The sequence below is a fragment of the Paraburkholderia sp. CI3 genome (assembly GCF_050436505.1).
Lineage (GTDB): Bacteria > Pseudomonadota > Gammaproteobacteria > Burkholderiales > Burkholderiaceae > Paraburkholderia > Paraburkholderia tuberum.
This window is the reverse complement of sequence record NZ_JBNDMI010000004.1, coordinates 3562520-3582918: the sequence shown is the minus strand read 5'-3', so window position 1 is coordinate 3582918 and position 20399 is coordinate 3562520. Positions and strand designations below refer to the sequence as shown.

Annotated in this window: 17 protein-coding genes and 2 pseudogenes; 13 read left to right on the top strand and 6 right to left on the bottom strand. The window is 65.5% G+C overall.

Going from position 1 to position 20399, the window contains the following annotated elements:
• Positions 1-4: 4 nt before the first annotated feature.
• From OKW29_RS37940 to OKW29_RS37910, 7 genes are all read left to right on the top strand, one after another.
• A complete protein-coding gene (locus OKW29_RS37940) occupies positions 5-655 on the top strand; it encodes a paraquat-inducible protein A (RefSeq protein ID WP_429294506.1) in 651 nt (216 codons plus the stop codon).
• Entirely contained in the window at positions 648-2309 is a 1662-nt protein-coding gene (locus OKW29_RS37935) for an intermembrane transport protein PqiB (RefSeq protein WP_429294505.1), read from the top strand. Before OKW29_RS37940 ends, OKW29_RS37935 begins: the two co-directional genes overlap by 8 nt.
• Positions 2306-3079, top strand: a complete 774-nt coding sequence (locus tag OKW29_RS37930; protein ID WP_429294504.1) for a PqiC family protein — start codon at positions 2306-2308, stop codon at positions 3077-3079. Before OKW29_RS37935 ends, OKW29_RS37930 begins: the two co-directional genes overlap by 4 nt.
• Positions 3080-3224: 145 nt before the next feature.
• A complete protein-coding gene (locus tag OKW29_RS37925) occupies positions 3225-5399 on the top strand; it encodes a site-specific recombinase (RefSeq protein WP_429294503.1) in 2175 nt (724 codons plus the stop codon).
• Positions 5400-5495: 96 nt separating this feature from the next.
• Complete coding sequence (locus tag OKW29_RS37920) at positions 5496-6782, top strand: THUMP domain-containing class I SAM-dependent RNA methyltransferase (protein ID WP_429294502.1); 1287 nt, start codon at positions 5496-5498, stop codon at positions 6780-6782.
• Positions 6783-7010: 228 nt separating this feature from the next.
• Positions 7011-7394: a VOC family protein gene (locus OKW29_RS37915; RefSeq protein WP_184034560.1), complete on the top strand. Its 384-nt coding sequence runs from the start codon at positions 7011-7013 to the stop codon at positions 7392-7394.
• Positions 7395-7434: 40 nt separating this feature from the next.
• Positions 7435-8178 (top strand): helix-turn-helix transcriptional regulator, encoded by a 744-nt coding sequence (locus OKW29_RS37910; RefSeq protein WP_429294501.1) that lies wholly within the window; start codon positions 7435-7437, stop codon positions 8176-8178.
• Positions 8179-8471: 293 nt separating this feature from the next.
• Here the strand turns inward: OKW29_RS37910 and OKW29_RS37905 are convergent, their stop codons facing one another.
• The 3 genes from OKW29_RS37905 to OKW29_RS37895 all read right to left on the bottom strand — a co-directional run bounded on the left by OKW29_RS37905 (position 8472) and on the right by OKW29_RS37895 (position 9843).
• Positions 8472-8891, bottom strand: a complete 420-nt coding sequence (locus tag OKW29_RS37905) for a type II toxin-antitoxin system VapC family toxin (RefSeq protein WP_429295005.1) — start codon at positions 8889-8891, stop codon at positions 8472-8474.
• Positions 8888-9139 carry a type II toxin-antitoxin system prevent-host-death family antitoxin gene (locus tag OKW29_RS37900; RefSeq protein WP_429294500.1) on the bottom strand — a complete coding sequence of 84 codons (252 nt, stop codon included), beginning with the start codon at positions 9137-9139 and terminating at the stop codon, positions 8888-8890. The genes OKW29_RS37905 and OKW29_RS37900 overlap by 4 nt, the downstream gene beginning before the upstream one ends.
• Positions 9140-9258: 119 nt before the next feature.
• Positions 9259-9843: a hypothetical protein gene (locus tag OKW29_RS37895; RefSeq protein ID WP_429294499.1), complete on the bottom strand. Its 585-nt coding sequence runs from the start codon at positions 9841-9843 to the stop codon at positions 9259-9261.
• Between the two features lie 101 nt (positions 9844-9944).
• On the opposite strand from OKW29_RS37895, the pseudogene OKW29_RS37890 reads away from it, so the two are divergent.
• Positions 9945-10190: pseudogene (locus OKW29_RS37890) on the top strand (helix-turn-helix transcriptional regulator); the annotation flags it as partial.
• 52 nt (positions 10191-10242) lie between these two features.
• Here OKW29_RS37890 and OKW29_RS37885 read toward each other — a convergent pair.
• The 3 genes from OKW29_RS37885 to OKW29_RS37875 are packed head-to-tail and all read right to left on the bottom strand — an operon-like array spanning position 10243 to position 13177.
• Positions 10243-11694, bottom strand: a complete 1452-nt coding sequence (locus OKW29_RS37885) for an NAD(P)(+) transhydrogenase (Re/Si-specific) subunit beta (protein ID WP_429294498.1) — start codon at positions 11692-11694, stop codon at positions 10243-10245.
• Positions 11695-12021: an NAD(P) transhydrogenase subunit alpha gene (locus OKW29_RS37880; protein ID WP_018419437.1), complete on the bottom strand. Its 327-nt coding sequence runs from the start codon at positions 12019-12021 to the stop codon at positions 11695-11697.
• A 13-nt stretch (positions 12022-12034) separates the two neighbouring features.
• Entirely contained in the window at positions 12035-13177 is a 1143-nt protein-coding gene (locus tag OKW29_RS37875; protein WP_184067200.1) for a Re/Si-specific NAD(P)(+) transhydrogenase subunit alpha, read from the bottom strand.
• A 251-nt stretch (positions 13178-13428) separates the two neighbouring features.
• Between OKW29_RS37875 and OKW29_RS37870 the strand changes: the two genes are divergently transcribed.
• The 5 genes and pseudogenes from OKW29_RS37870 (at position 13429) to glyS (ending at position 20398) form a co-directional block, all read left to right on the top strand.
• Positions 13429-13908 (top strand): NUDIX hydrolase, encoded by a 480-nt coding sequence (locus OKW29_RS37870; protein ID WP_184034572.1) that lies wholly within the window; start codon positions 13429-13431, stop codon positions 13906-13908.
• Between the two features lie 58 nt (positions 13909-13966).
• Positions 13967-15221, top strand: a pseudogene (gene mnmA, locus OKW29_RS37865) (tRNA 2-thiouridine(34) synthase MnmA).
• 262 nt (positions 15222-15483) lie between these two features.
• Positions 15484-17094 carry an FMN-binding glutamate synthase family protein gene (locus OKW29_RS37860; RefSeq protein WP_429294497.1) on the top strand — a complete coding sequence of 537 codons (1611 nt, stop codon included), beginning with the start codon at positions 15484-15486 and terminating at the stop codon, positions 17092-17094.
• Positions 17095-17275: 181 nt separating this feature from the next.
• Positions 17276-18283 (top strand): glycine--tRNA ligase subunit alpha, encoded by a 1008-nt coding sequence (gene glyQ / locus OKW29_RS37855; RefSeq protein WP_429295004.1) that lies wholly within the window; start codon positions 17276-17278, stop codon positions 18281-18283.
• Positions 18284-18298: 15 nt separating this feature from the next.
• The gene (gene glyS / locus OKW29_RS37850; protein ID WP_429294496.1) at positions 18299-20398 is read left to right on the top strand and encodes a glycine--tRNA ligase subunit beta; all 2100 of its coding nucleotides are present in this window, start codon (positions 18299-18301) and stop codon (positions 20396-20398) included.
• Position 20399 lies beyond the last annotated feature (1 nt).

Genomic DNA, 20399 nt, shown 5'->3' with positions numbered 1-20399 from the left:
CGCGATGAAATACGTCACCGCGAAACGCGCGGGCCTGCTGTCCTGCCATTCGTGCGGGCGCGTCGAACCGCGCATCCGCTCGGTCACGCCGCAGCACTGCGGCCGCTGCGGCGCGCACCTGCACTCGCGCAACCCCGACAGCCTGATGCGCACATGGGCACTGCTGATCGCCGCGGCGCTGCTGTATATCCCGGCGAATCTGCTGCCGGTGATGCATACGTCGTCGCTGCTCGGCTCCGAGGACGACACCATCATGAGCGGCGTCGTCTATTTCTGGACCTCCGGCGACTGGCCGCTCGCGATGATCGTGTTCATCGCCAGCATCCTGGTGCCGATGCTGAAGCTCTCGGTGCTCGTGCTGCTCACCGTCACCGCTCAGCGCCGCTCGCGCTGGCGTCCGCAACAGCGCACGTCGCTGTACCGGATGGTCGAGCGGATCGGCCGCTGGTCGATGCTCGACGTGTTCGTCGTCACGCTCACCGTGGCGCTCGTGCGTTTCAAATCGCTGGCCGTGATCACGGCCGGGCCGGGCGCGATCGCGTTCGGCTCGGTCGTGATCCTGACGATGCTGGCCTCCATGCAATTCGATCCACGACTCATCTGGGACCCCGTGGAAAGCCGTACCCCAACACCTCAGGATCTCGACCATGACTAGCCCGCAAGGACCGACGCCCGCTTCCGATGACGCGCCGCGCAACGATTCGAACGGACCCAGACTGCCGCCCCAACTGCCCGACCCCGAGATCGAGCCACGCAGCCGCTGGCTGCCGTCGCTCGTCTGGGTGATTCCGCTGATTGCCGCGCTGATCGGCATCGCGCTCGTGATCAGGTCGGTGACCGAGCGGGGCCCCGTGATCACGATCAGCTTCATCAGCGCGGAAGGCCTCGAGCCGGGCAAGACCAAGGTCAAGTACAAGGACGTCGACGTGGGCGCGGTTAAGACGATCACGCTGTCGCAGGATCTGTCGCACGTGCTCGTGCAGGTGCAGTTGACCAAGGAAGGCGGAAAGTTCGCGGTCAAGGACTCGCGCTTCTGGGTGGTGCGCCCGCGCGTCGGCGCGAGCGGCGTGTCGGGTCTGACCACGCTGCTGTCGGGCTCGTACATCGGCGCCGACGCGGGCCGCTCGACCGAAAGCGAGAGCAACTTCGTCGGCCTCGAAACGCCGCCGCCCATCACCGGCGACCAGAAAGGCCACCAGTACACGCTGCACGGCGATTCGCTCGGCTCGATCGACATCGGCTCGCCGATCTTCTACCGGCGCGTACAGGTCGGCCAGGTGGTCGGCTTTTCGCTCGACAAGAGCGGCACCGGCGTGACGATGCGGGTGTTCGTGTCGGCACCGTTCGACCAGTACGTCGGCACCAACACGCGCTGGTGGCATGCGAGCGGCGTCGATCTGCGGCTCGATTCGAGCGGCTTCAAGCTGAACACGCAGTCGCTCGCGACAGTGATCGTCGGCGGTCTGTCTTTCCAGTCGCCGCCCGGCCAGAACATGGGCCCGCAGGCGCCGAACAACCAGACCTTCCGCCTCGGCTCGGACGAAGCGGACGCGATGCGCGAACCAGACGGCGTGCCCTTGCGCGTCGTGATGAACTTCAACCAGTCGCTGCGCGGGCTGTCGATCGGCGCACCGGTCGATTTCCGCGGCATCGTGCTCGGCCAGGTGACCAATATCGGCATCGACTACGATCCGAAGACGCAGAGCTTCACGATGCCGGTCACGATGAACCTGTACCCGGACCGCCTCGGCAAGCGCTTCCGCGAGAGCTCGCCGCAGCCGGGCACGCTCGCCGGCGAGAACCTGCTGCAGGAACTCGTCAGGCACGGCCTGCGCGGCCAGTTGCGCACCGGCAACCTGATCACGAGCCAGCTGTACGTGGCGCTCGATATCTTCCCGAAAGCGCCGCCGGCCAAGGTCGACGTGACGACCGATCCGTTCGAGCTGCCGACCATTCCGAACACGCTCGACGAACTGCAGCTGCAGGTCGCCGACATCGCGAAGAAGCTCGACAAGGTGCCGTTCGACCAGATCGGCGCGAATCTGAACACCGCGCTGAAGAACGCCGACCAGCTGTTCTCGCGTCTCGACAACGAAGTCGTGCCGCAGGCGCGCGACACGCTGACGGCCGCGAAGCAGACCTTCAGTTCGGCCCAGGCAACCTTGCAGCAGGATTCGCCGATGCAGTCCGACGTTCATCAGGCGCTGCAGGAACTGACGCGCACGTTGCAGTCGCTGAACGCGCTGTCGGACTACCTCGAGCGTCATCCCGAATCGCTGTTGCGCGGTAAATCAGGAGATAAACCATGATGTTTGCCCGGCTCCCCCGTCCGCCGCGCGCGCTCGTGCGCGGTGCCGTACGCGGCGTCGCGTACGGCACCGCACTGGCTGCGGCTCTCGCCATCGCGGCGTGCTCGTCGCCGTCGAGCCGTTTCTATACGCTGGGTGGCGCGGATAGCGCAAGCACCGCCGCGAATGGCACCGCGCCGGCCGTCGCGCGCACGAGCGCCGCGCCTGCCTGGCTGATCGAAGTCGCGCCGGTCAACGTGCCGCCGCAGGTGGCGAGAAATCAGCTGGTCGTGCAGACCGGGCCGACTCAGGTGCAGTTGCTCGAACAGGAGCGTTGGGCGTCGCTGCCCGGCGATGAAATCCGCCGCGCGCTGTCGACGAATCTGACGCAGCAGCTCGGCACCATCGATACGTTCGGCACCGCGCACCCCGACGACGCGGCCGTCTACCGGATCGCCATGAACGTGCAGCGCTTCGAGTCGTGGCCCGGCTCGCATGCGTTGATCGATGCGGTGTGGAGCGTGCGGGCCGTGCGCAGCAATGCGGTGATGACGTGTCGCAGCGTGGTCAGCGAGACGGTTGGCGGCGGGTACGACGCGCTCGTCGATGGACATCGGCGCGCGCTCGCGGAAGTGTCGACACAGATCGCGATGGGCGTGCGCGCGATGGCGGCAACGGCCGTCGCTTCCACGAGCACGACGGGCCGGCCTTCGTCTTCGGCCAGACCCGCCGCGGCGCCGGCCGTGCCGCCCTGTCCTTCGGCGGGAACGGCCGCGGGAGCCGGCGCCTGACAGGCCTGGCTGGCGCGAGCCCGGTGCCCGCGTGCACACGCGTGTTGATCCGGGCCGCACCCACTTCAGCGCACACCTTCAGCAGACGCGCATCCGCAATACCTGCTTGCCCCTCCGATTCCGCGCGTCTCTGCACGAAAACATCATGTTCGACTCCATCACACGGTTGATAAAAAAATGGCGCGCGTCGCGCGACGGCGGCCATCAACTCGATGTCCTGCTCGCGATCGCCGACAAGAGCGCACCGTATGCGGAACGCAGCGAGTGGCTGATCGAACTCGTGCACTGGATTCGCCGGGGCCGTACGATGCGGCCCGTCACGACGGATACCGACGACACCGCCGCCCCACAGTCCAACCCCGCCCATACGCGCATCCGCTACCTGCTGCACGTGCTCGATCGCAACCCGGCGTGGAAGGCGAACGTCGCCGGCATCCTGCGCGCGCTGCTGCGCGAAAGCGATGGCCTCTCGCTGCTGTGCGACGCCGGCATGCCGGTGCATTCGGGCTTCTTCGGCGCGGTGTTCGAACGCCTCGAGGCGTCGCTGATTCCGCCCGCGCCGAACCGCCGCGACCTCACCGCGATCGTCACGCTGATGTTCGGCTCCGAGAGCGACGTCGAATGGATCGACACGCTGCCCACCGATCTGCTGGTGCGTATCCACGCGCTATTCGACTACGCGTCCGACGACGAAGAAGACGGACGCGACAGCACGCCCTTCTCGCTCGACCTGCTGGCCGCGCTGCACAACCTGACCTGCCAGATCAGCTCGACCGGACTGTCGCAAACGGTGCGCAGCCGGCTGGGCGGTGTGGCGCCACCTGGCGATCGCATCGACGACCGCGTCGACCGCGTAATCGACGCACGAACCACCGACGTCAACGGCGTGCGCGTCGCAATGGAAAGCCAACCGTTCTACCGTCTCACCCGCGCGATGCTCGCGGTCGAAGCCGCTCACGACGCGTACGCGGCGGGCGGCCCGCAGGAGCCGCTGCTACGCGAGGTCAACTATCTGCGGCTGCTGCTCGACGAATGCCGCGGCGCAACCGACAACGTGTTCGCGCATCTGTACCGCAACGGCGTGAGTGTCGACATCGTGTTCCAGGTCGAGCGGATGCGCATGCGCATCGAGCGCGCCGAGCATCTGCTCGATGCCTGGATGGCGCAGGACGATCTGCACGCGGCCGCGCGCCTGACCGCCGAACTCGTGCGCGCCAATCACGCGAGCCAGAGCGTCGCGCATCTCGCGCGCAGCAATTCATCGCTGCTCGCGCGCAAGATCGTCGAGTACAGCGCGGACACCGGCGAACACTACATCGCGCGCGATCGCGCCGAGTATCTGAAGATGATACGCATGGCGGCCGGCGGCGGACTCGTGACCGTCGTCACCGTGTGCGTGAAGTTCGCGATCACCGGCGCCCATCTGCACGCGATGCTCGAAGGCGTGCTCGCCGGCATCAACTACGCGGCGAGCTTTCTGCTGATCCACTTCCTGCACTTCTCGCTCGCGACCAAACAGCCCGCGATGACCGCGCCGACGCTCGCGCGCGAACTCGACGGCGTCGGCACGCCGGCCGGCGTCGATAGTTTCGTGAGTTCGGTGACCGCACTGATGCGCACGCAGGCCGCGGCGGTGCTCGGCAACGTGCTGCTGGTGTTTCCCGTCAGTCTGTGCGTGGATCTGCTGTACCACGCGCTGTTCAACACCGACCTCATTTCGGCCGACAAGGCGATCGCGACGCTGCAGTCGTTCTCGCTGATCGGGCCGACGCCGTTCTATGCGGCGTTGACGGGCGTGCTGCTGTGGTCGTCCAGCCTGCTCGCGGGCTGGGCGGACAACTGGTTCATCCTGCATCGCGTCGCCGACGCGCTCGCCTACAACCGGCGCCTGCGCATGACGCTCGGCGTGGCCGGCGCCGACCGTCTCGCGCGCTGGTGCCGCGCGAACGTCGCGGGCGTGGTCGGCAATATCACGCTCGGCCTGATGCTCGGGCTCGTGCCGGCGATCCTCACCGCCTTCACGTTCAAGTTCGACGTGCGTCACGTGACGCTGTCTGCCGGCTCGATCGGCGTGGCGCTCGGCGTGCTCGGCGAAAGCGCGCTGAAGCTGCCGGCTCTGTGGTGGGCGGTGGCGGGCGTCGGCAGCATGGCGATTCTCAATGTCGCGGTGAGTTTTGCGCTGGCGTTCTACATGGCGGTGAAATCGCGCGATTTGCGGCGCAATGCGGTGCGCTCGCTGCGCGGGGCGATCTGGCAGCGGGTCAGGCGGCATCCGCTGGAACTCGTGTGGCCGGCCAAAGCGGTACGCGAGGCGAGATAGCGCGAGGACAGGCGGCGGGCCGGCGCCCAATCGTGCCGGCCCGCCGACCCCGACCGCGTACAATAGCGCCTTATCCAACGCCTTGCGGCAACCTCAATGTCCTTCGATTTCTTCCTTCCTTGCCCGCGCGGGCTCGAAGCTCCGCTCGCGGCCGAACTCGCCGAAATTGCCGCCAAACATCTGAACGGCGCCGCCTTCACGGCCGGCGCCCAGGTACCGGGCGGCGTGCATTTTCGCGGCGGCTGGGCCGCCGGCATGGCCGCCAATCTGCACTCGCGTCTCGCGAGCCGCGTGCTGCTGAAAATCGCGGAGCGGCCCTACCGCAGCGAGCAGGACATTTACGCGCTCGCGCTCGAGCAGCGCTGGGAGCAGTGGTTCTCCGCGCACGAGACGCTGCGCGTCGACGTCACCGCGATCAAGTCGCCGCTGCGCAGTCTCGAGTTCACGACGCTGCGCGTGAAGGACGCGATCTGCGATCGTCTGCGCGAAACAAGCGGCGTGCGGCCGAGCATCGACACCGCGATGCCCGACGTGCGCGTGTTCGCGTTCCTGAGCGCGACCGACTGCACGCTGTACCTCGACACTTCCGGCGATCCGCTGTTCAAGCGCGGCTGGCGTCTCGACAAGGGCGCGGCGCCGCTGCGCGAAAACCTCGCGGCTGGCATTCTGCGTCTGACTGGCTGGCAGGCCGGCACGCCGCTCTACGATCCGATGTGCGGCAGCGGCACGTTCCTCGCGGAAGCGGCGCAGCTCGCGTTGAACATCGCGCCGGGCGTCGAGCGGCGCTTCGGCTTCGAGAAGCTCAAACAGTTCGACGCGCGGAGCTGGCAAGCGCTGAAGGGCGCCGCGCTCGAAGCGAAAAACGCGGCGCGCGGCTCGCGCGGCGCGGATCTGGAGATTTTCGGCAGCGACATCTCCGGCGACATGCTCGAAAAAGCGCGCGCGAACTTCGAGCGCGCCGGCTTGCCGCCCATTTCGCTCAAGCAGCTCGATGCGCGCGACATGACCCCGCCTGGCTCGGCGCCGGGCATCCTCGTCGCGAATCCGCCGTATGGCGAGCGGATCGAAGTGCGCGGCCGCAATGCGCGCGGCGAGCTTCGCGAAGGCCGCGGCAATCGCGACGACGACGGCTTCCGCCGCATTCAGGAAGAAGCGCCGGACAGCGAGTTTTTCCAGTTGCTCGGCAATGCGTTGAAGCAGCGCTTTGCCGGATGGCATGCGTTCATCCTGACGTCGGATCGCAAGCTTCCGGGGCAACTGCGGCTGCGCGAATCGACGAAGACGCCGCTGTTCAACGGTGCGCTCGAATGCCGGCTGTTCCGCTTCGATCTGATCGCGGGCAGCGTGCGGCAGCGTCCGCAGGGCGATACGCCGGCGGCTTGAGGCTGTTTCTAGCGGGGCGGCGCGCTGTCGTCGCCCTGTCGTCATCGCGTCGCTCGAAAAGCAGGCCACGCGCATGAGCGATGTGGTCGGCGTGTTTCAGTTGCTGGTGGGGTGAAGCGGTCGCGTCTTCGCACCCTACTGCCACCACGCTGTCAGCAGCACCCCCGCACACTCCTTCTCACGCCATCCGGCGCTTGAACGGCCTACTGCCAACCGAAGGAGAGTGTCATGTCCGCATTGCCCAAACTCGTTGCCTGGTTCGAAATCCCGTCCGTCGATTTCGATCGCGCGGTGCGCTTTTACGAAGCCGCGCTCGACGCCCCGTTGAATCGACAGGAGATCGGCGGCCAGCCGATCGCCGTGTTCAGCTACGAGGAGCCCGCGACCGGCGGCGCGATCGTCCACAATCCGTCGATGACGCCCGGCGTCGACGGCGTCACCGTCTACCTGAACGCGCTGCCTACCGTCGACGCGGCGCTTGCGCGCATCGAACGGGCGGGCGGCAAGACCGACGGCCCGGTGATCAAGCTGCCGCAGGACATCGGCTATATCGCGTTCTTCACCGATACCGAAGGCAACCGCCTCGGCCTGCATTCGCGCACCAACGGCTAAGCGCGCACCTGAAGCCGCTGCGCCCGGACCGAAGGCCGCCATGCGGCGCTATCATCGCGGGACCGTCCCCTTCCTCCTCTACCCGACGCCCACGATGACGCGCCGCGCCGACCGCCTGTTCCAGATCGCCGAGTTGCTGCGCGGCCGGCGCCTGACCACCGCGCAGCAACTAGCCGACTGGCTGAACATCTCGCCGCGCACGGTCTATCGCGACGTGCGCGATCTGCAATTGTCAGGGGTGCCGATCGAAGGCGAAGCGGGCATCGGTTATCGGCTGTCGCGCTCGGCAAGTCTGCCGCCGCTGACCTTCACCGCCGACGAACTCGCCGCGCTCGCCGCCGGCGCGCGCATGCTCGAATCATGGGGTGGCGCGGGCTTCGCGAGCGGCGCGCGGGGCGCGCTGGCCAAAATCGCATCGGCGATGCCCGCCGACAAGCGCGCGACGCTCGAACGGCTCGCGATCTTCGCGCCGTCGTTTCACATCAAGGGGGATTTTTCGACGCAGCTCGACTCGCTGCATCGCGCGATCGATGCGCGCCAGGTGGTGCGCTTCGCGTACACCGACGCCAACGGCGCCGACACCGAGCGCCGCGTCTGGCCGCTCGCGCTCGCGTACTGGGGCGCGCGCTGGACGCTCGGCGCATGGTGCGAGCTGCGTGCTGATTTCCGCAACTTCGGACTGGAGAAGATGCGCGATCTCGAAGTGCTCGAGACGTATCCGGATCAGGAAGGCAGGCGGCTCGCGGATCTGCTGCGGCACGTAAACGCGAGGCCGAAAATATGAAAAGGATCGCGGCGCGACGCACCGCGATCTCAGGGTCTGTTTACCGCTAACGAGCTACTCGACCGACTTCACCATATCCTCGATCACCTTCTTCGCGTCGCCGAACACCATCATCGTCTTGTCCATGTAGATGCGTTGATGGTCATTGGGTCAAGCTCCCTATGAAAGCCCGCCGCATCAGGCTTACGGCCGCGGTGCCTGGCGATCCAGGCGGTTATCGCAGGTAAAACGCATTCCGGTAAGTCCAGTTACCGGCATTGACCCGACGCGAAATTTTTCGCGTCCGCGAAAAATCACGCGGCCTGCCAAGGGTTCACAAGGGAGACGCCCGTTGCTACGAAATCAGCGACATTTCGCGTCACCACGGTCATACCATGAACGATCGCCGTAGCGGCGATAAGCGCGTCACGCTCCGAGCGCCGATCCGGTACATGCAAGCGCGCGCAGCGTAAGGCAACGCCCGTATCGACAGGCAGCACGCGATCCGCAAATTCAGTTAAGACCTGCTCATCGAGCCATGCGCGCAGCAACGCGCCTTGGCTCGGGTCGCTGCGCTCCTTCAGCAAAACGCCCGTTGCCAGCTCCATGATCGTGATTGCAGAAACAAAGAGCGCCGAAGCATCGACGCTCTTTGCCCAGGCGACGAGGTTGGCATCCGCCCTGCGCCCCTTACGGAGTTCGGAAACGACATTCGTATCGATAACAAACATCAGAATTCAGCCGGCCGAATGGATATATCCACGCGCGGCGGATCGAATTCAATGTCAGCAACCTCGGGCATGGCCAAGGCGTCCACGATGTTGCGACGCTGTCTGACGAGAAGCCAGTATTCCTCGATGCTCAGCAAAACATGGGCGGGCCTGCCGCGATCGGTGATGAATACAGGGCCGTCCTTGGTCGCCTTTTTCGCCCGGGTCACGTCCTGATTGAGTTCCCTGCTGGATAAGGTCGTAATCGTCATATTTCCTCCCGCCACCGAACGTAGTAACGTTACTACATGTCAGGAATGTAGACAAGTCACTACGTTGTGAGTTCCGAAAGAGAAATTTTCGCGTCCGCGAAAAATCCGCCGACGGCGGCTCACTTATGCTCGCTCTCCTTATCGAGAGCGAGCAACGCAAGGTGGTCATCCAGCTCGCGTCGCAAGAGCTGGAGCGTATCCAATTTCTTCACTTGCTCGGTGAAAAGCGTGTAAAGCGTCGTCTCGTCCGCCGACGTCGCGTTGCCGGCTTGTTGGGCCGCCGCCACCTCATATTGCATGCGCGCAATTTCATGGGTTACAGCCGTGAGCGTGGCCTGTAGCCGAGCCCTTTCGAATGCTTTCGATGCGATCGAAGGATTTATGTCTTTTAGGCTGCGCCAGACGCGATGTGCCCCAGCTGAATAATCTTCCCGGATTGGGACGACCGCTTGGAGGAATCCGGCCAGGTCGCGGGCTTCGACAGTGGCGACACGCTGATCGCGAACCGTGGCAGCTTCTTCGATGGACTCCTCGCCAAGCTCCGGGCTCTCCGTTTTCTTAACGTATGACAAAAAGCGTGGCACCGTATAAATCTGGAAGTCCTGTCCGGTCTCCGTCATCAATTCTTGCCGCAGTGCCGGCAATACGCCGATTTTCTTTCCTTCGACTTCAAGGACCCAATCCTCCTTCTGGTCGTCGCTCACAAAGACGATGGGGGACTTCTCGGCACTCGCGGAGTGCCCCCAAATTTCCTGACTAGCCGTTGAACGCTTCGCGCAAGCTGATCCGCTGCCCCTTCAGGCTGCAGACAATTCGCCACGCGTACACCGACGCGAACGGCGCCGACACCGAGCGCCGCGTCTGGCCGCTCGCGCTCGCGTACTGGGGCGCGCGCTGGACGCTCGGCGCATGGTGCGAGCTGCGTGCTGATTTCCGCAACTTCGGACTGGAGAAGATGCGCGATCTCGAAGTGCTCGAGACGTATCCGGATCAGGAAGGCAGGCGGCTCGCGGATCTGCTGCGGCATGTGGACGCGAGGCCGAACAGATGAAAAGGATCGCGGTGACCCACCGCGATCCTGACGCCGATTCACCGCTAGCGATCTAGTCGACCGCCTTCACCATATCCTCGATCACCTTCTTCGCGTCGCCGAACACCATCATCGTCTTGTCCATGTAGAACAGGTCGTTGTCGAGCCCGGCGTAGCCCGCCGCCATCGAGCGCTTGTTGACGATCACGGTGCGCGCCTTGTACGCCTCGATGATCGGCATGCCCGCGATCGGCGACTTCGGATCGTTCTTCGCGGCCGGATTCACCACGTCGTTCGCGCCGAGCACGAGCACCACGTCGACCTGGCCGAACTCGCCGTTGATGTCCTCCATCTCGTACACCATGTCGTACGGCACTTCGGCCTCGGCGAGCAGCACGTTCATGTGACCCGGCATGCGGCCGGCCACCGGGTGAATGGCGTACTTCACCTCGATGCCCTTCTCGACCAGCTTGTCGGTCAGCTCCTTCAACGCATGCTGCGCGCGCGCGACGGCCAGCCCGTAGCCCGGCACGATCACGACCGTTTCCGCGTTGCCCATCATGAACGACGCGTCATCGGCCGAACCCGATTTCACCGGACGCTGCTCCGCCGCGCCGCCCACGGCCGCGCCCGGCTCGTTGCCGAAACCGCCGAGGATCACGTTGAAGAACGAGCGGTTCATCGCGCGGCACATGATGTACGACAGGATCGCACCCGACGACCCCACCAGCGAGCCGGCGATGATCAGCATCGGATTGTTCAGCGAAAAGCCGATGCCCGCCGCCGCCCAGCCCGAGTACGAGTTCAGCATCGACACGACGACCGGCATGTCCGCGCCGCCGATCGGAATGATGATCAGCACGCCGAGCACGAACGCGATGATCGTCATGATGATGAACGGCAGCCACGACTGCGTGAGGAAGAAGAGGACGCCAAAGCCGAGCATCGCGAGCGCGAGCATCAGGTTGATCAGATGCTGGCCGCCGTAGACCACTGGCGCACCCTGAAACAAGCGGAACTTGTACTTGCCCGACAGCTTGCCGAAGGCGATCACCGAGCCGCTAAAAGTAATCGCGCCGACGAACGTGCCGATGAACAGTTCGATGCGGTTGCCGTACGGCAGGAAGCCCTCGATCGGCACGTCGGGATCGACGAGGCCGAACGCGGCCGGCTCCGACACCACCCCATACGCGATGCACACGGCCGCGAGACCGATCAGCGAGTGCATCGCCGCGACCAGTTCAGGCATCTTGGTCATCTCGACGCGCGCGGCGACGAACGCGCCGATCGCGCCGCCGATCACGAGCCCGAACAGCAGCAGGCCGAGACCGAGACCGAGATTGGAGCCAAGTACTTCGGCCTGCCGCGAGATCAGCGCGATGGTCGTCAGAATCGCGATCGCCATGCCGACCATGCCGAAGGTATTGCCGACGCGCGCGGTCTTCGGATTGGACAGCCCCTTGAGCGCCTGGATGAAGCAGACCGACGCGACCAGATACAGCAGCGTGACGACGTTCAGGCTCATTTACGTACCCTCCTTGCCGCCAGCCGGTAGTTTCCTGGGTTCTTTCTTCTTGAACATCTCGAGCATTCGCCGCGTGACGAGGAATCCGCCGAACACGTTGACGGCCGCGAGCGCGACCGCGATCGTGCCGAAGAACTTCCCGGCGCTGCCGACGGTGAGACCCGCCGCGAGCATCGCGCCGACGATCACGATCGCCGAGATCGCATTGGTCACCGCCATCAGCGGCGTATGCAGCGCGGGCGTGACGTTCCAGACCACGTGATAGCCGACGTAGATCGCCAGCACGAAGATGATCAGGTTGATCACCGTGTGATTGATGACTTCCATCTTCGGCTTCCCCCTATGCGTTGCGCGTGACCTGGCCGTCGCGAGCCAGCAGCGTGGCCGCGACGATGTCGTCCGCGAGATCGATGTTCAGCGTGCCTTCCTTGGCGATAATCAGCTTCAGGAAGTCGAGCACGTTGCGCGCGTACAGCGACGACGCGTCGGCGGGCACCATCGCGGCGAGATTCGTATAGCCGACGATCTGCACGCCATAGCGCACCACCACCTGGTCCGCCTCGGTCAGCGGACAATTGCCGCCGCGCCGGCCGTCGACTTCGGGGCCGCGGCCGGCCGCGAGGTCGACGAGCACCGAGCCCGGTTTCATCGCCTGCACGGTTTCGACCGACAGCAGCGTCGGCGCGGGGCGGCCTGGAATCAATGCGGTCGAGATCACCACGTCGGCCTGCTTCGCGCGCTCGTGCACGAGCGCCGACTGGCGCGCGAGCCACGACGGCGGCATCGGCCGCGCGTAGCCGCCCACGCCTTGCGCGGCCTCGCGCTCCTCGTCGGTCTCGTAGGGCACGTCGAGAAACTTCGCGCCGAGCGACTCGATCTGCTCCTTGACGGCCGGGCGCACGTCGGACGCTTCCAGCACGGCGCCGAGGCGCTTCGCGGTGGCGATCGCCTGCAGGCCAGCCACGCCCGCGCCGAGAATCAGCACGCGCGCGGCCTTCACGGTGCCGGCAGCGGTCATCAGCATCGGCATGAAGCGCGGATAGAGCGTCGCCGCGAGCAGCACCGCCTTGTAGCCGGCGATGTTCGCCTGCGACGACAGCACGTCGAGGCTCTGCGCGCGCGTGGTGCGAGGCGCGGCTTCGAGCGCGAACGCGGTGACGCCGGCCGCGGCGAGCTTGCCCGCGTTGTCGGCGTTGAACGGATCGAGCATGCCGACCAGCGTCGCGCCGCGCTTGAGCAGCGGCAGTTCGGAATCGGTGGGGGATTGGACTTTGAGGACGAGATCTGCGCCGAATGCAGTGGCGGCATCGACGATTTCCGCGCCCACGGCCGTATAGGCGTCATCGGGAAAGCTCGCGCCGGCGCCGGCGCCGCTCTGGAGCGTGACCCGGTGGCCTTGCGCCACGTACTTCTTGACCGTCTCGGGCGTCGCGGCAACGCGGGTTTCATGCGCGCGCGTCTCGGCTGGCACTCCGATGTGCATCGTTGTTCCTCCTCGACTTCCTGTTTGACGACAGATCTGCCGACGAGGCTCGCCGGCTTGCACATGCAACGGCTAACGCAGGCCCCACTTTAACCGGAAACCGCCACATCACAAATATCGGGGTCGATGCGAATGCGCGGCAGACCGCCAAACTGTTACGGATCGGTCGCGATGCCACCTCGAACACGCTGCGAACCGGCTGCCAGCGGTCACCAGGCAGCCGGCGCGCATAACCGGTAAAATGCGCACCCATGAAACCGGAAACCTGGCGGCCGCACGTGACCGTCGCGGCGATCGTCGAGCGTGACGGGCGCTTCCTGCTTGTCGAGGAACACACTGCCGCCGGCCTGCGCCTGAACCAGCCCGCCGGCCACCTCGAGGCGGGCGAAACGCTGCTGGAAGCGGTGGTCCGCGAAACGTTCGAGGAAACCGCGCATCCGTTCGCGCCCGAGGCGCTCGTCGGCATGTACATGACCCACTTCGAGCGGCCGGACCGCGCGGGCACCACGTACCTGCGCTTCACCTATTGCGGCGCGGGCGGCGAACCGGACCCGGCGAGTTCGCTCGATCCCGACATCGTCCGCACGCTGTGGATGAGCGCCGATGAGTTGCGCGCCTGCCCCGAGCGGCATCGCACGCCGCTCGTGATGCAGTGCATCGACGATTACCTGGCCGGCCGGCGTTTCCCGCTCGACGTCGTCCATACGCATTCGGTTGCGCCGAAGCAATAAGGCCGTCACGAGCGGCCCCACAGATCCATGCAGTCATGCAGCACCCAGTGAGTACCTTATGAGCAAGCGCAAAGTCGTAGTAGGCATGTCGGGCGGCGTCGATTCGTCGGTCACCGCGTGGCTGCTAAAGGAACAGGGCTACGACGTGGTCGGCCTGTTCATGAAGAACTGGGAAGACGACGACGACAGCGAATACTGCTCGACGCGCCAGGACTGGATCGACGTGGTGTCGGTGGCGGACCTGATCGGCATCGACGTCGAGGCGGTCAACTTCGCGGCCGAGTACAAGGACCGCGTGTTCGCCGAATTCCTGCGCGAATATTCGGCCGGCCGCACGCCGAACCCGGACGTGCTGTGCAACGCCGAGATCAAGTTCAAGGCCTTCCTCGATCACGCGATGTCGCTCGGCGCGGAAACGATCGCGACCGGCCACTACGCGCGCGTGCGCGAGAACGATGGCCGCTTCGAGCTGCTGAAGGCGCTCGACCATACCAAGGACCAGTCGTACTTCCTGCATCGGCTGAACCAGGCGCAGTTGTCGAAAACACTGTTCCCGCTCGGCGAAATTCCCAAGACGAAGGTCCGCGAGATCGCCGCGCAGATCGGCCTGCCGAACGCGAAGAAGAAGGATTCGACCGGCATCTGCTTCATCGGCGAGCGGCCTTTCCGCGACTTCCTGAACCGCTATCTGCCGACCAGGCCGGGCCCGATGAAGACCACCGACGGCAAGATCGTCGGCGAGCACATCGGCCTCGCGTTCTACACGTTCGGCCAGCGCAAGGGCATCGGTCTCGGCGGCAGCAAGGACGGCAGCGGCGAGCCCTGGTTCGCCGCCGGCAAGGATATTCCGACGAATACGCTGTACGTCGCGCAGGGACACGACCATCCGTGGCTGCTGTGCCATACGCTGTCGGCGGGCAACACGAGCTGGGTCGCGGGCGAGCCGCCGGCCGACGGCTTCGCGTGCGGCGCGAAGACGCGCTACCGGCAGGCCGACGCGGCGTGCACGTTCAACGCCTCGGCGGGAGGCGGTTCGGGCGAAGGCCTCTTCGAACTGAGCTTCGACGCCGCGCAATGGGCCGTCACGCCGGGCCAATCGGCGGTGCTGTATGACGGCGACGTGTGCCTCGGCGGCGGCATCATCGAACGCGCGATGACCGGGCAACCGGCCGAGCTGCCGCAGGATCAGGCGCCGAAGCAAACCCGCGCGCAGCGTCGCCAGGCAGGCGCACAAGCCAAAGCAGCCGCAAGGCCAGGCGCAGGACGAGCCGCAAACCCCGCGGCAAAACGCGGCTCTGCTCGGCGCGCGTTGAGCGATGCATAACGGCGGGCGCGGCGGGTCGTACCATTCCGACAGGTTCGCGCCGTTCACCATGTTTCCCCCGCCTGGCGCATTCACACACACTTCACCTTCGCGTGCGACGCTTGGCTTCCATTCGCAGGCCTTATCTTCGGGCTTCGCCGGTCCGCGTCGCACCGTGACCCGCAACCGCCAGTTTTCCCTCGCGACCGATACCGCCCGCACCCCCGTGCGGACGATGCCGCCGCAATGATCTTCACTGCACTGGAGTCCCCATGTTTTCTCGACGCTATCTGGCCATGTGGTGCGCAATCGCCCTCACCGCGGTATGTGCCGCGCTCGCCGCGACGCATCGCCTGTCGTGGTTCTGGATCCTCGTGCCGGCCGCGCTCGTCGCGCTCGGCTTGTTCGACCTGACGCAACAGCGCCACGCGATCCTGCGCAATTACCCGCTGTGGGGCCACCTGCGCTTCATTTTCGAATCCATCCGCCCGGAGATCCGTCAGTATTTCGTCGAAGACGATACCGACGAAAAGCCGTTCTCGCGTGCGCAACGCAGCATCGTCTATCAACGCGCGAAGAACGACGTGGACAGCCGCCCGTACGGCACGCGGATCGACGTGAAGGCACTCGCGCACGAGTGGATCAGCCACTCGCTCGTGCCGACCACGCTCGATGGCCACGACTTTCGCGTCGTCGTCGGACCCGATCGCGCGCAGCCATATTCGATGTCGATCTTCAACGTATCGGCGATGAGCTTCGGCTCGCTGTCGGCCAACGCGATCATGGCGCTGAATCTCGGCGCGAAGAAAGGCAACTTCGCGCACGACACCGGCGAAGGCTCGATGTCGAAGTATCACCGCGAACATGGCGGCGACATCATCTGGGAAATCGGGTCCGGTTATTTTGGATGCCGTAACGATGACGGCACCTTCAACGCCGGGAAGTTCGCGAAGCAGGCCGCCGAACCGCAGGTGAAGATGATCGAGGTGAAGCTGTCGCAAGGCGCGAAGCCGGGTCACGGCGGCGTGCTGCCGGCCGCGAAGATCACACCCGAAATCGCCGAAACGCGTGGCGTGCCGATGGGCCGCGACTGCATCTCGCCCGCGACGCACTCCGAGTTCTCGACGCCGCGCGAGCTGCTGGAATTCGTCGAGCGGCTGCGCACGCTGTCGGGCGGCAAGCCGACCGGCTTCAAGCTGTGCATCGGGCATCCGTGGGAATTCTTCGGTATCGCCAAGGCGATGCTGGAAACGGGCATCCTGCCGGACTTCATCGTCGTCGACGGCGCGGAAGGCGGCACCGGCGCGGCACCGCTCGAATTCACCGATCACGTCGGCGTGCCGTTGCAGGAGGGGCTGCTGCTCGTGCACAACACGCTGGTCGGCATCGGTCTGCGGCAACGCATCCGCATCGGCGCGAGCGGCAAGATGATCACCGCGTTCGATATCGCGAAGACGCTCGCGATCGGCGCGGACTGGGTCAACGCGGCGCGCGGCTTCATGTTCGCGGTCGGCTGCATCCAGGCGCAGACCTGCCATACCGGCCGCTGCCCGACCGGCGTCGCGACCCAGGACCCGGTGCGCCAGCGCGCGCTGGTGGTGCCGGACAAGGCCGATCGCGTGTTCAACTTCCACCACAACACGCTGCACGCGTTGCAGGAAATCATCCAGGCCGCCGGGCTCCGGCATCCGGCTGAGTTGCGCGCGCATCACATCGTGCGGCGCGTGTCCTCGCATGAGGTGCGGCTGATGTCGGATCTGCTCAAATATCTCGAACCGAACGACCTGCTCAACGGCAACTATCGCTATACCCTGTTCGAGACGTACTGGCCGATCGCGCAAAGCGATTCGTTCTCGCCGAAGGCGGAGCTGGCGGCGAGCTGAACGTGCGCGCGGCCCTTGCCGCGTCGCCTGTCGCCCAAAAACCGCATCGCGGCCCGTCCGACCCCGCAAAACGGGCCGCCCCCCTTCCTTTCCGTTAAAATCTCGGGTTTAGCACTTCGCTCCACGGCCCCCTCGCGCGCTTAGGCGCACGTGGCATGGCCCCATGCCCGAAAGGCACTTCATGCTCACGTTTCAGCAAATCATCCTGACCTTGCAGTCCTACTGGGACAAGCAGGGCTGCGCGTTGCTCCAGCCGATCGACATGGAGGTCGGCGCGGGCACGTCCCACGTCCATACGTTCCTGCGCGCGATCGGCCCCGAGCCGTGGCGCGCCGCCTACGTGCAGCCGTCGCGCCGCCCGAAAGATGGCCGCTACGGCGAGAACCCGAACCGTCTGCAGCACTACTACCAGTATCAGGTGGTGCTCAAGCCCGCGCCGGAAAACATTCTCGACCTGTACCTCGGCTCGCTCGAAGCGCTCGGCTTCGACCTGAAGCAGAACGACGTGCGTTTCGTCGAGGACGACTGGGAAAACCCGACGCTCGGCGCATGGGGGCTGGGCTGGGAAGTGTGGCTGAACGGCATGGAAGTGACCCAGTTCACGTACTTCCAGCAGGTCGGCGGTCTCGACTGCAAGCCGGTGCTCGGCGAAATCACCTACGGACTCGAGCGCCTCGCGATGTATCTGCAGAAGGTCGAGAACGTCTACGACCTCGTCTGGACCGAGTGGGAAGAACAAGGCCCGAACGGCCCCGAACTGCGCCGCCTGACCTACGGCGACGTGTATCACCAGAACGAGGTCGAGCAGTCCACCTACAACTTCGAGCACGCGAACGTCGATCTGCTGTTCACGTTCTTCAACAGCTACGAAGCGGAAGCGAAGCGCATGATCGATGCACAGATCGCGCTGCCCGCCTATGAGCTCGTGCTGAAGGCCGGCCACACGTTCAACCTGCTCGACGCGCGCGGCGCGATTTCGGTCACGGAACGCGCGGCGTACATCGGCCGGATTCGCGCGCTGTCGCGTCTGGTCGCGCAGGCCTACTACGACTCGCGCGAACAGCTCGGCTTCCCGATGCTTGGCAATCCGGTGCACGGCGTGCCCGGCCTCACCACCGACGAGCAGGAAGCCGCGATGCCCGCGTGGGCGCCGCCGCTGAAAGTCGAACGCAAGATCGACCAGGACTGACGAGAACTTCAACCAATGACTCAATCTCAACACGCTACCCTGCTCGTCGAGCTGCTGACCGAAGAACTGCCGCCGAAGGCGCTCGCCCGTCTCGGCGACGCCTTCGCCGACGGTATTGCGCAGCGCCTCGCGGCGCGCGATCTGATCGAAGGCGAGCCGTCGTTCGAACGCTTTGCTACGCCGCGTCGTCTCGCGGTGACGATTCACAACGTGCGCGCGGTCGCGCCGGAAAAACACGTGCGCGAAAAAGTGCTGCCCGTTTCCGTCGCGCTCGATAAAGACGGCCAGCCCACCGCGCCGCTCGCGAAGAAACTCGCCGCGCTCGGCTTCCCCGACTTCACGGTGAACGACCTCGAACGCGCCCAGGACGGTAAGGCCGAAGCGTTCTTCCTGCGCTACGCGGCGCCGGGCGCGACGCTCGCCGACGGCCTGCAAGGCGCGCTCGACGAAACGCTCGTGAAGCTGCCGATCGCAAAGCCGATGACGTATCAGCGCCCGGACGGTTCGAGCGTGCAGTTCGTGCGCCCGGTGCATCGACTGACCACGCTGCACGGCGAAGAGGTCGTGCCGGTCAGCGTGCTCGGCATCGACGCCGACGACACCACGCTCGGCCATCGCTTCCTGTCCGAAGGCTTCGTGCAGATCCAGCACGCGCAATCGTATGCCGAAACGCTCGAACACAGAGGCCGCGTGATCGCGAGCTTCGCGAAGCGCAAGGAAGCGATCCGCTCGCAACTGCTCGCGCAAGCCGGTGACGACAAGGTCGTGATGCCCGAAGCGCTGCTCGACGAAGTGACGTCGCTGGTCGAATGGCCGGTTGTCTATGAGTGCCGCTTCGAGGACGAATTCCTGCAAGTGCCGCAGGAATGCCTGATCCTGACGATGCAGACGAACCAGAAGTACTTCGCGCTGACCGATGCGAACGGCAAGCTGCGCTCGCGCTTCCTGATCGTGTCGAACATCGAGACGGCGACGCCGGTCGAGATCGTCGAAGGCAATGAGCGCGTGGTGCGTCCGCGTCTCGCCGATGCGAAGTTCTTCTTCACGCAAGACAAGAAGAAGCCGCTCGCGGATCGCGTGCCACTGCTCGCAAACGTCGTTTATCACAACAAGCTCGGCTCGGCGCTGCAACGGGTGGAGCGGCTCGAAGGGCTGGCCGGCGCGATCGCCGCACTGACCGGCGCCAACGTCGCGCTCGCGACGCGCGCCGCGCGCCTCGCGAAAGCCGACCTGATCACCGACATGGTCGGCGAATTCCCCGAGCTGCAAGGCACGATGGGCACGTACTACGCGCGCCACGACGGCGAGCCAGAAGAAGTCGCGCTCGCATGCTCGGAACACTACCAGCCGCGCTTCTCGGGCGACGCCTTGCCCACCACCGCGACCGGCACCGTCGTCGCGCTCGCCGACAAGCTCGAAACGCTGGTCGGCATCTGGGGCATCGGCCTGCAGCCCACCGGCGAGAAAGACCCGTTCGCGCTGCGCCGTCATGCGCTCGGCGTGCTGCGCATTCTGGTCGAGAAACAGTTGAACGTCGACTTCGTCGAGCTGCTGCGCATCGCTTATGCGCAATTCGCCGGCGTGCCGAACGTCGCCGATTCGACCGACGCGATCTACGAATTCAGCATGGACCGCCTGCACGGCCTGCTGCGCGAACGCGGCTACGCGGCCAGCGAAATCGACGCGGTGCTCGCGCTGAACCCGACGCGGCTCGACGACCTCGTCGCGCGCCTCGACGCGGTGCGCGAGTTCGCGTCACTCGCCGAAGCGGCGTCGCTCGCGGCGGCCAACAAGCGTATCTCGAACATCCTGAAGAAGTCGGAAGGCGTGACGAATGGCGGCGTGCAGCCCAGCTTGCTCACCGAGGCAGCGGAGAAGGCGCTCAACGCGCAGCTCGAACAGGTCACGCCGCGCGTGCAATCGCAACTGGCCGTGCGCGACTACACCGGCGCGCTGACGGCGCTGGCCGCGCTGCGCGAGCCGGTGGACACGTTCTTCAACGACGTGATGGTCAACGCCGAAGACCCTGCGTTGCGCGCGAACCGTCTGGCTCTGCTCGGCGCGCTGCATCAGCAGATGAACTGCGTCGCCGATATTTCCCGACTCGCCGCCTGAG

Coding starts and splice junctions, on each gene's coding strand:
- OKW29_RS37940 (WP_429294506.1), top strand. CDS start 5: ATGAAATACGTCACCGCGAAACGCGCGGGCCTGCTGTCCTGCCATTCG.
- OKW29_RS37935 (WP_429294505.1), top strand. CDS start 648: ATGACTAGCCCGCAAGGACCGACGCCCGCTTCCGATGACGCGCCGCGC.
- OKW29_RS37930 (WP_429294504.1), top strand. CDS start 2,306: ATGATGTTTGCCCGGCTCCCCCGTCCGCCGCGCGCGCTCGTGCGCGGT.
- OKW29_RS37925 (WP_429294503.1), top strand. CDS start 3,225: ATGTTCGACTCCATCACACGGTTGATAAAAAAATGGCGCGCGTCGCGC.
- OKW29_RS37920 (WP_429294502.1), top strand. CDS start 5,496: ATGTCCTTCGATTTCTTCCTTCCTTGCCCGCGCGGGCTCGAAGCTCCG.
- OKW29_RS37915 (WP_184034560.1), top strand. CDS start 7,011: ATGTCCGCATTGCCCAAACTCGTTGCCTGGTTCGAAATCCCGTCCGTC.
- OKW29_RS37910 (WP_429294501.1), top strand. CDS start 7,435: ATGCGGCGCTATCATCGCGGGACCGTCCCCTTCCTCCTCTACCCGACG.
- OKW29_RS37900 (WP_429294500.1), bottom strand. CDS start 9,139: ATGACGATTACGACCTTATCCAGCAGGGAACTCAATCAGGACGTGACC.
- OKW29_RS37885 (WP_429294498.1), bottom strand. CDS start 11,694: ATGAGCCTGAACGTCGTCACGCTGCTGTATCTGGTCGCGTCGGTCTGC.
- OKW29_RS37880 (WP_018419437.1), bottom strand. CDS start 12,021: ATGGAAGTCATCAATCACACGGTGATCAACCTGATCATCTTCGTGCTG.
- OKW29_RS37875 (WP_184067200.1), bottom strand. CDS start 13,177: ATGCACATCGGAGTGCCAGCCGAGACGCGCGCGCATGAAACCCGCGTT.
- OKW29_RS37870 (WP_184034572.1), top strand. CDS start 13,429: ATGAAACCGGAAACCTGGCGGCCGCACGTGACCGTCGCGGCGATCGTC.
- OKW29_RS37860 (WP_429294497.1), top strand. CDS start 15,484: ATGTTTTCTCGACGCTATCTGGCCATGTGGTGCGCAATCGCCCTCACC.
- glyQ (WP_429295004.1), top strand. CDS start 17,276: ATGCTCACGTTTCAGCAAATCATCCTGACCTTGCAGTCCTACTGGGAC.
- glyS (WP_429294496.1), top strand. CDS start 18,299: ATGACTCAATCTCAACACGCTACCCTGCTCGTCGAGCTGCTGACCGAA.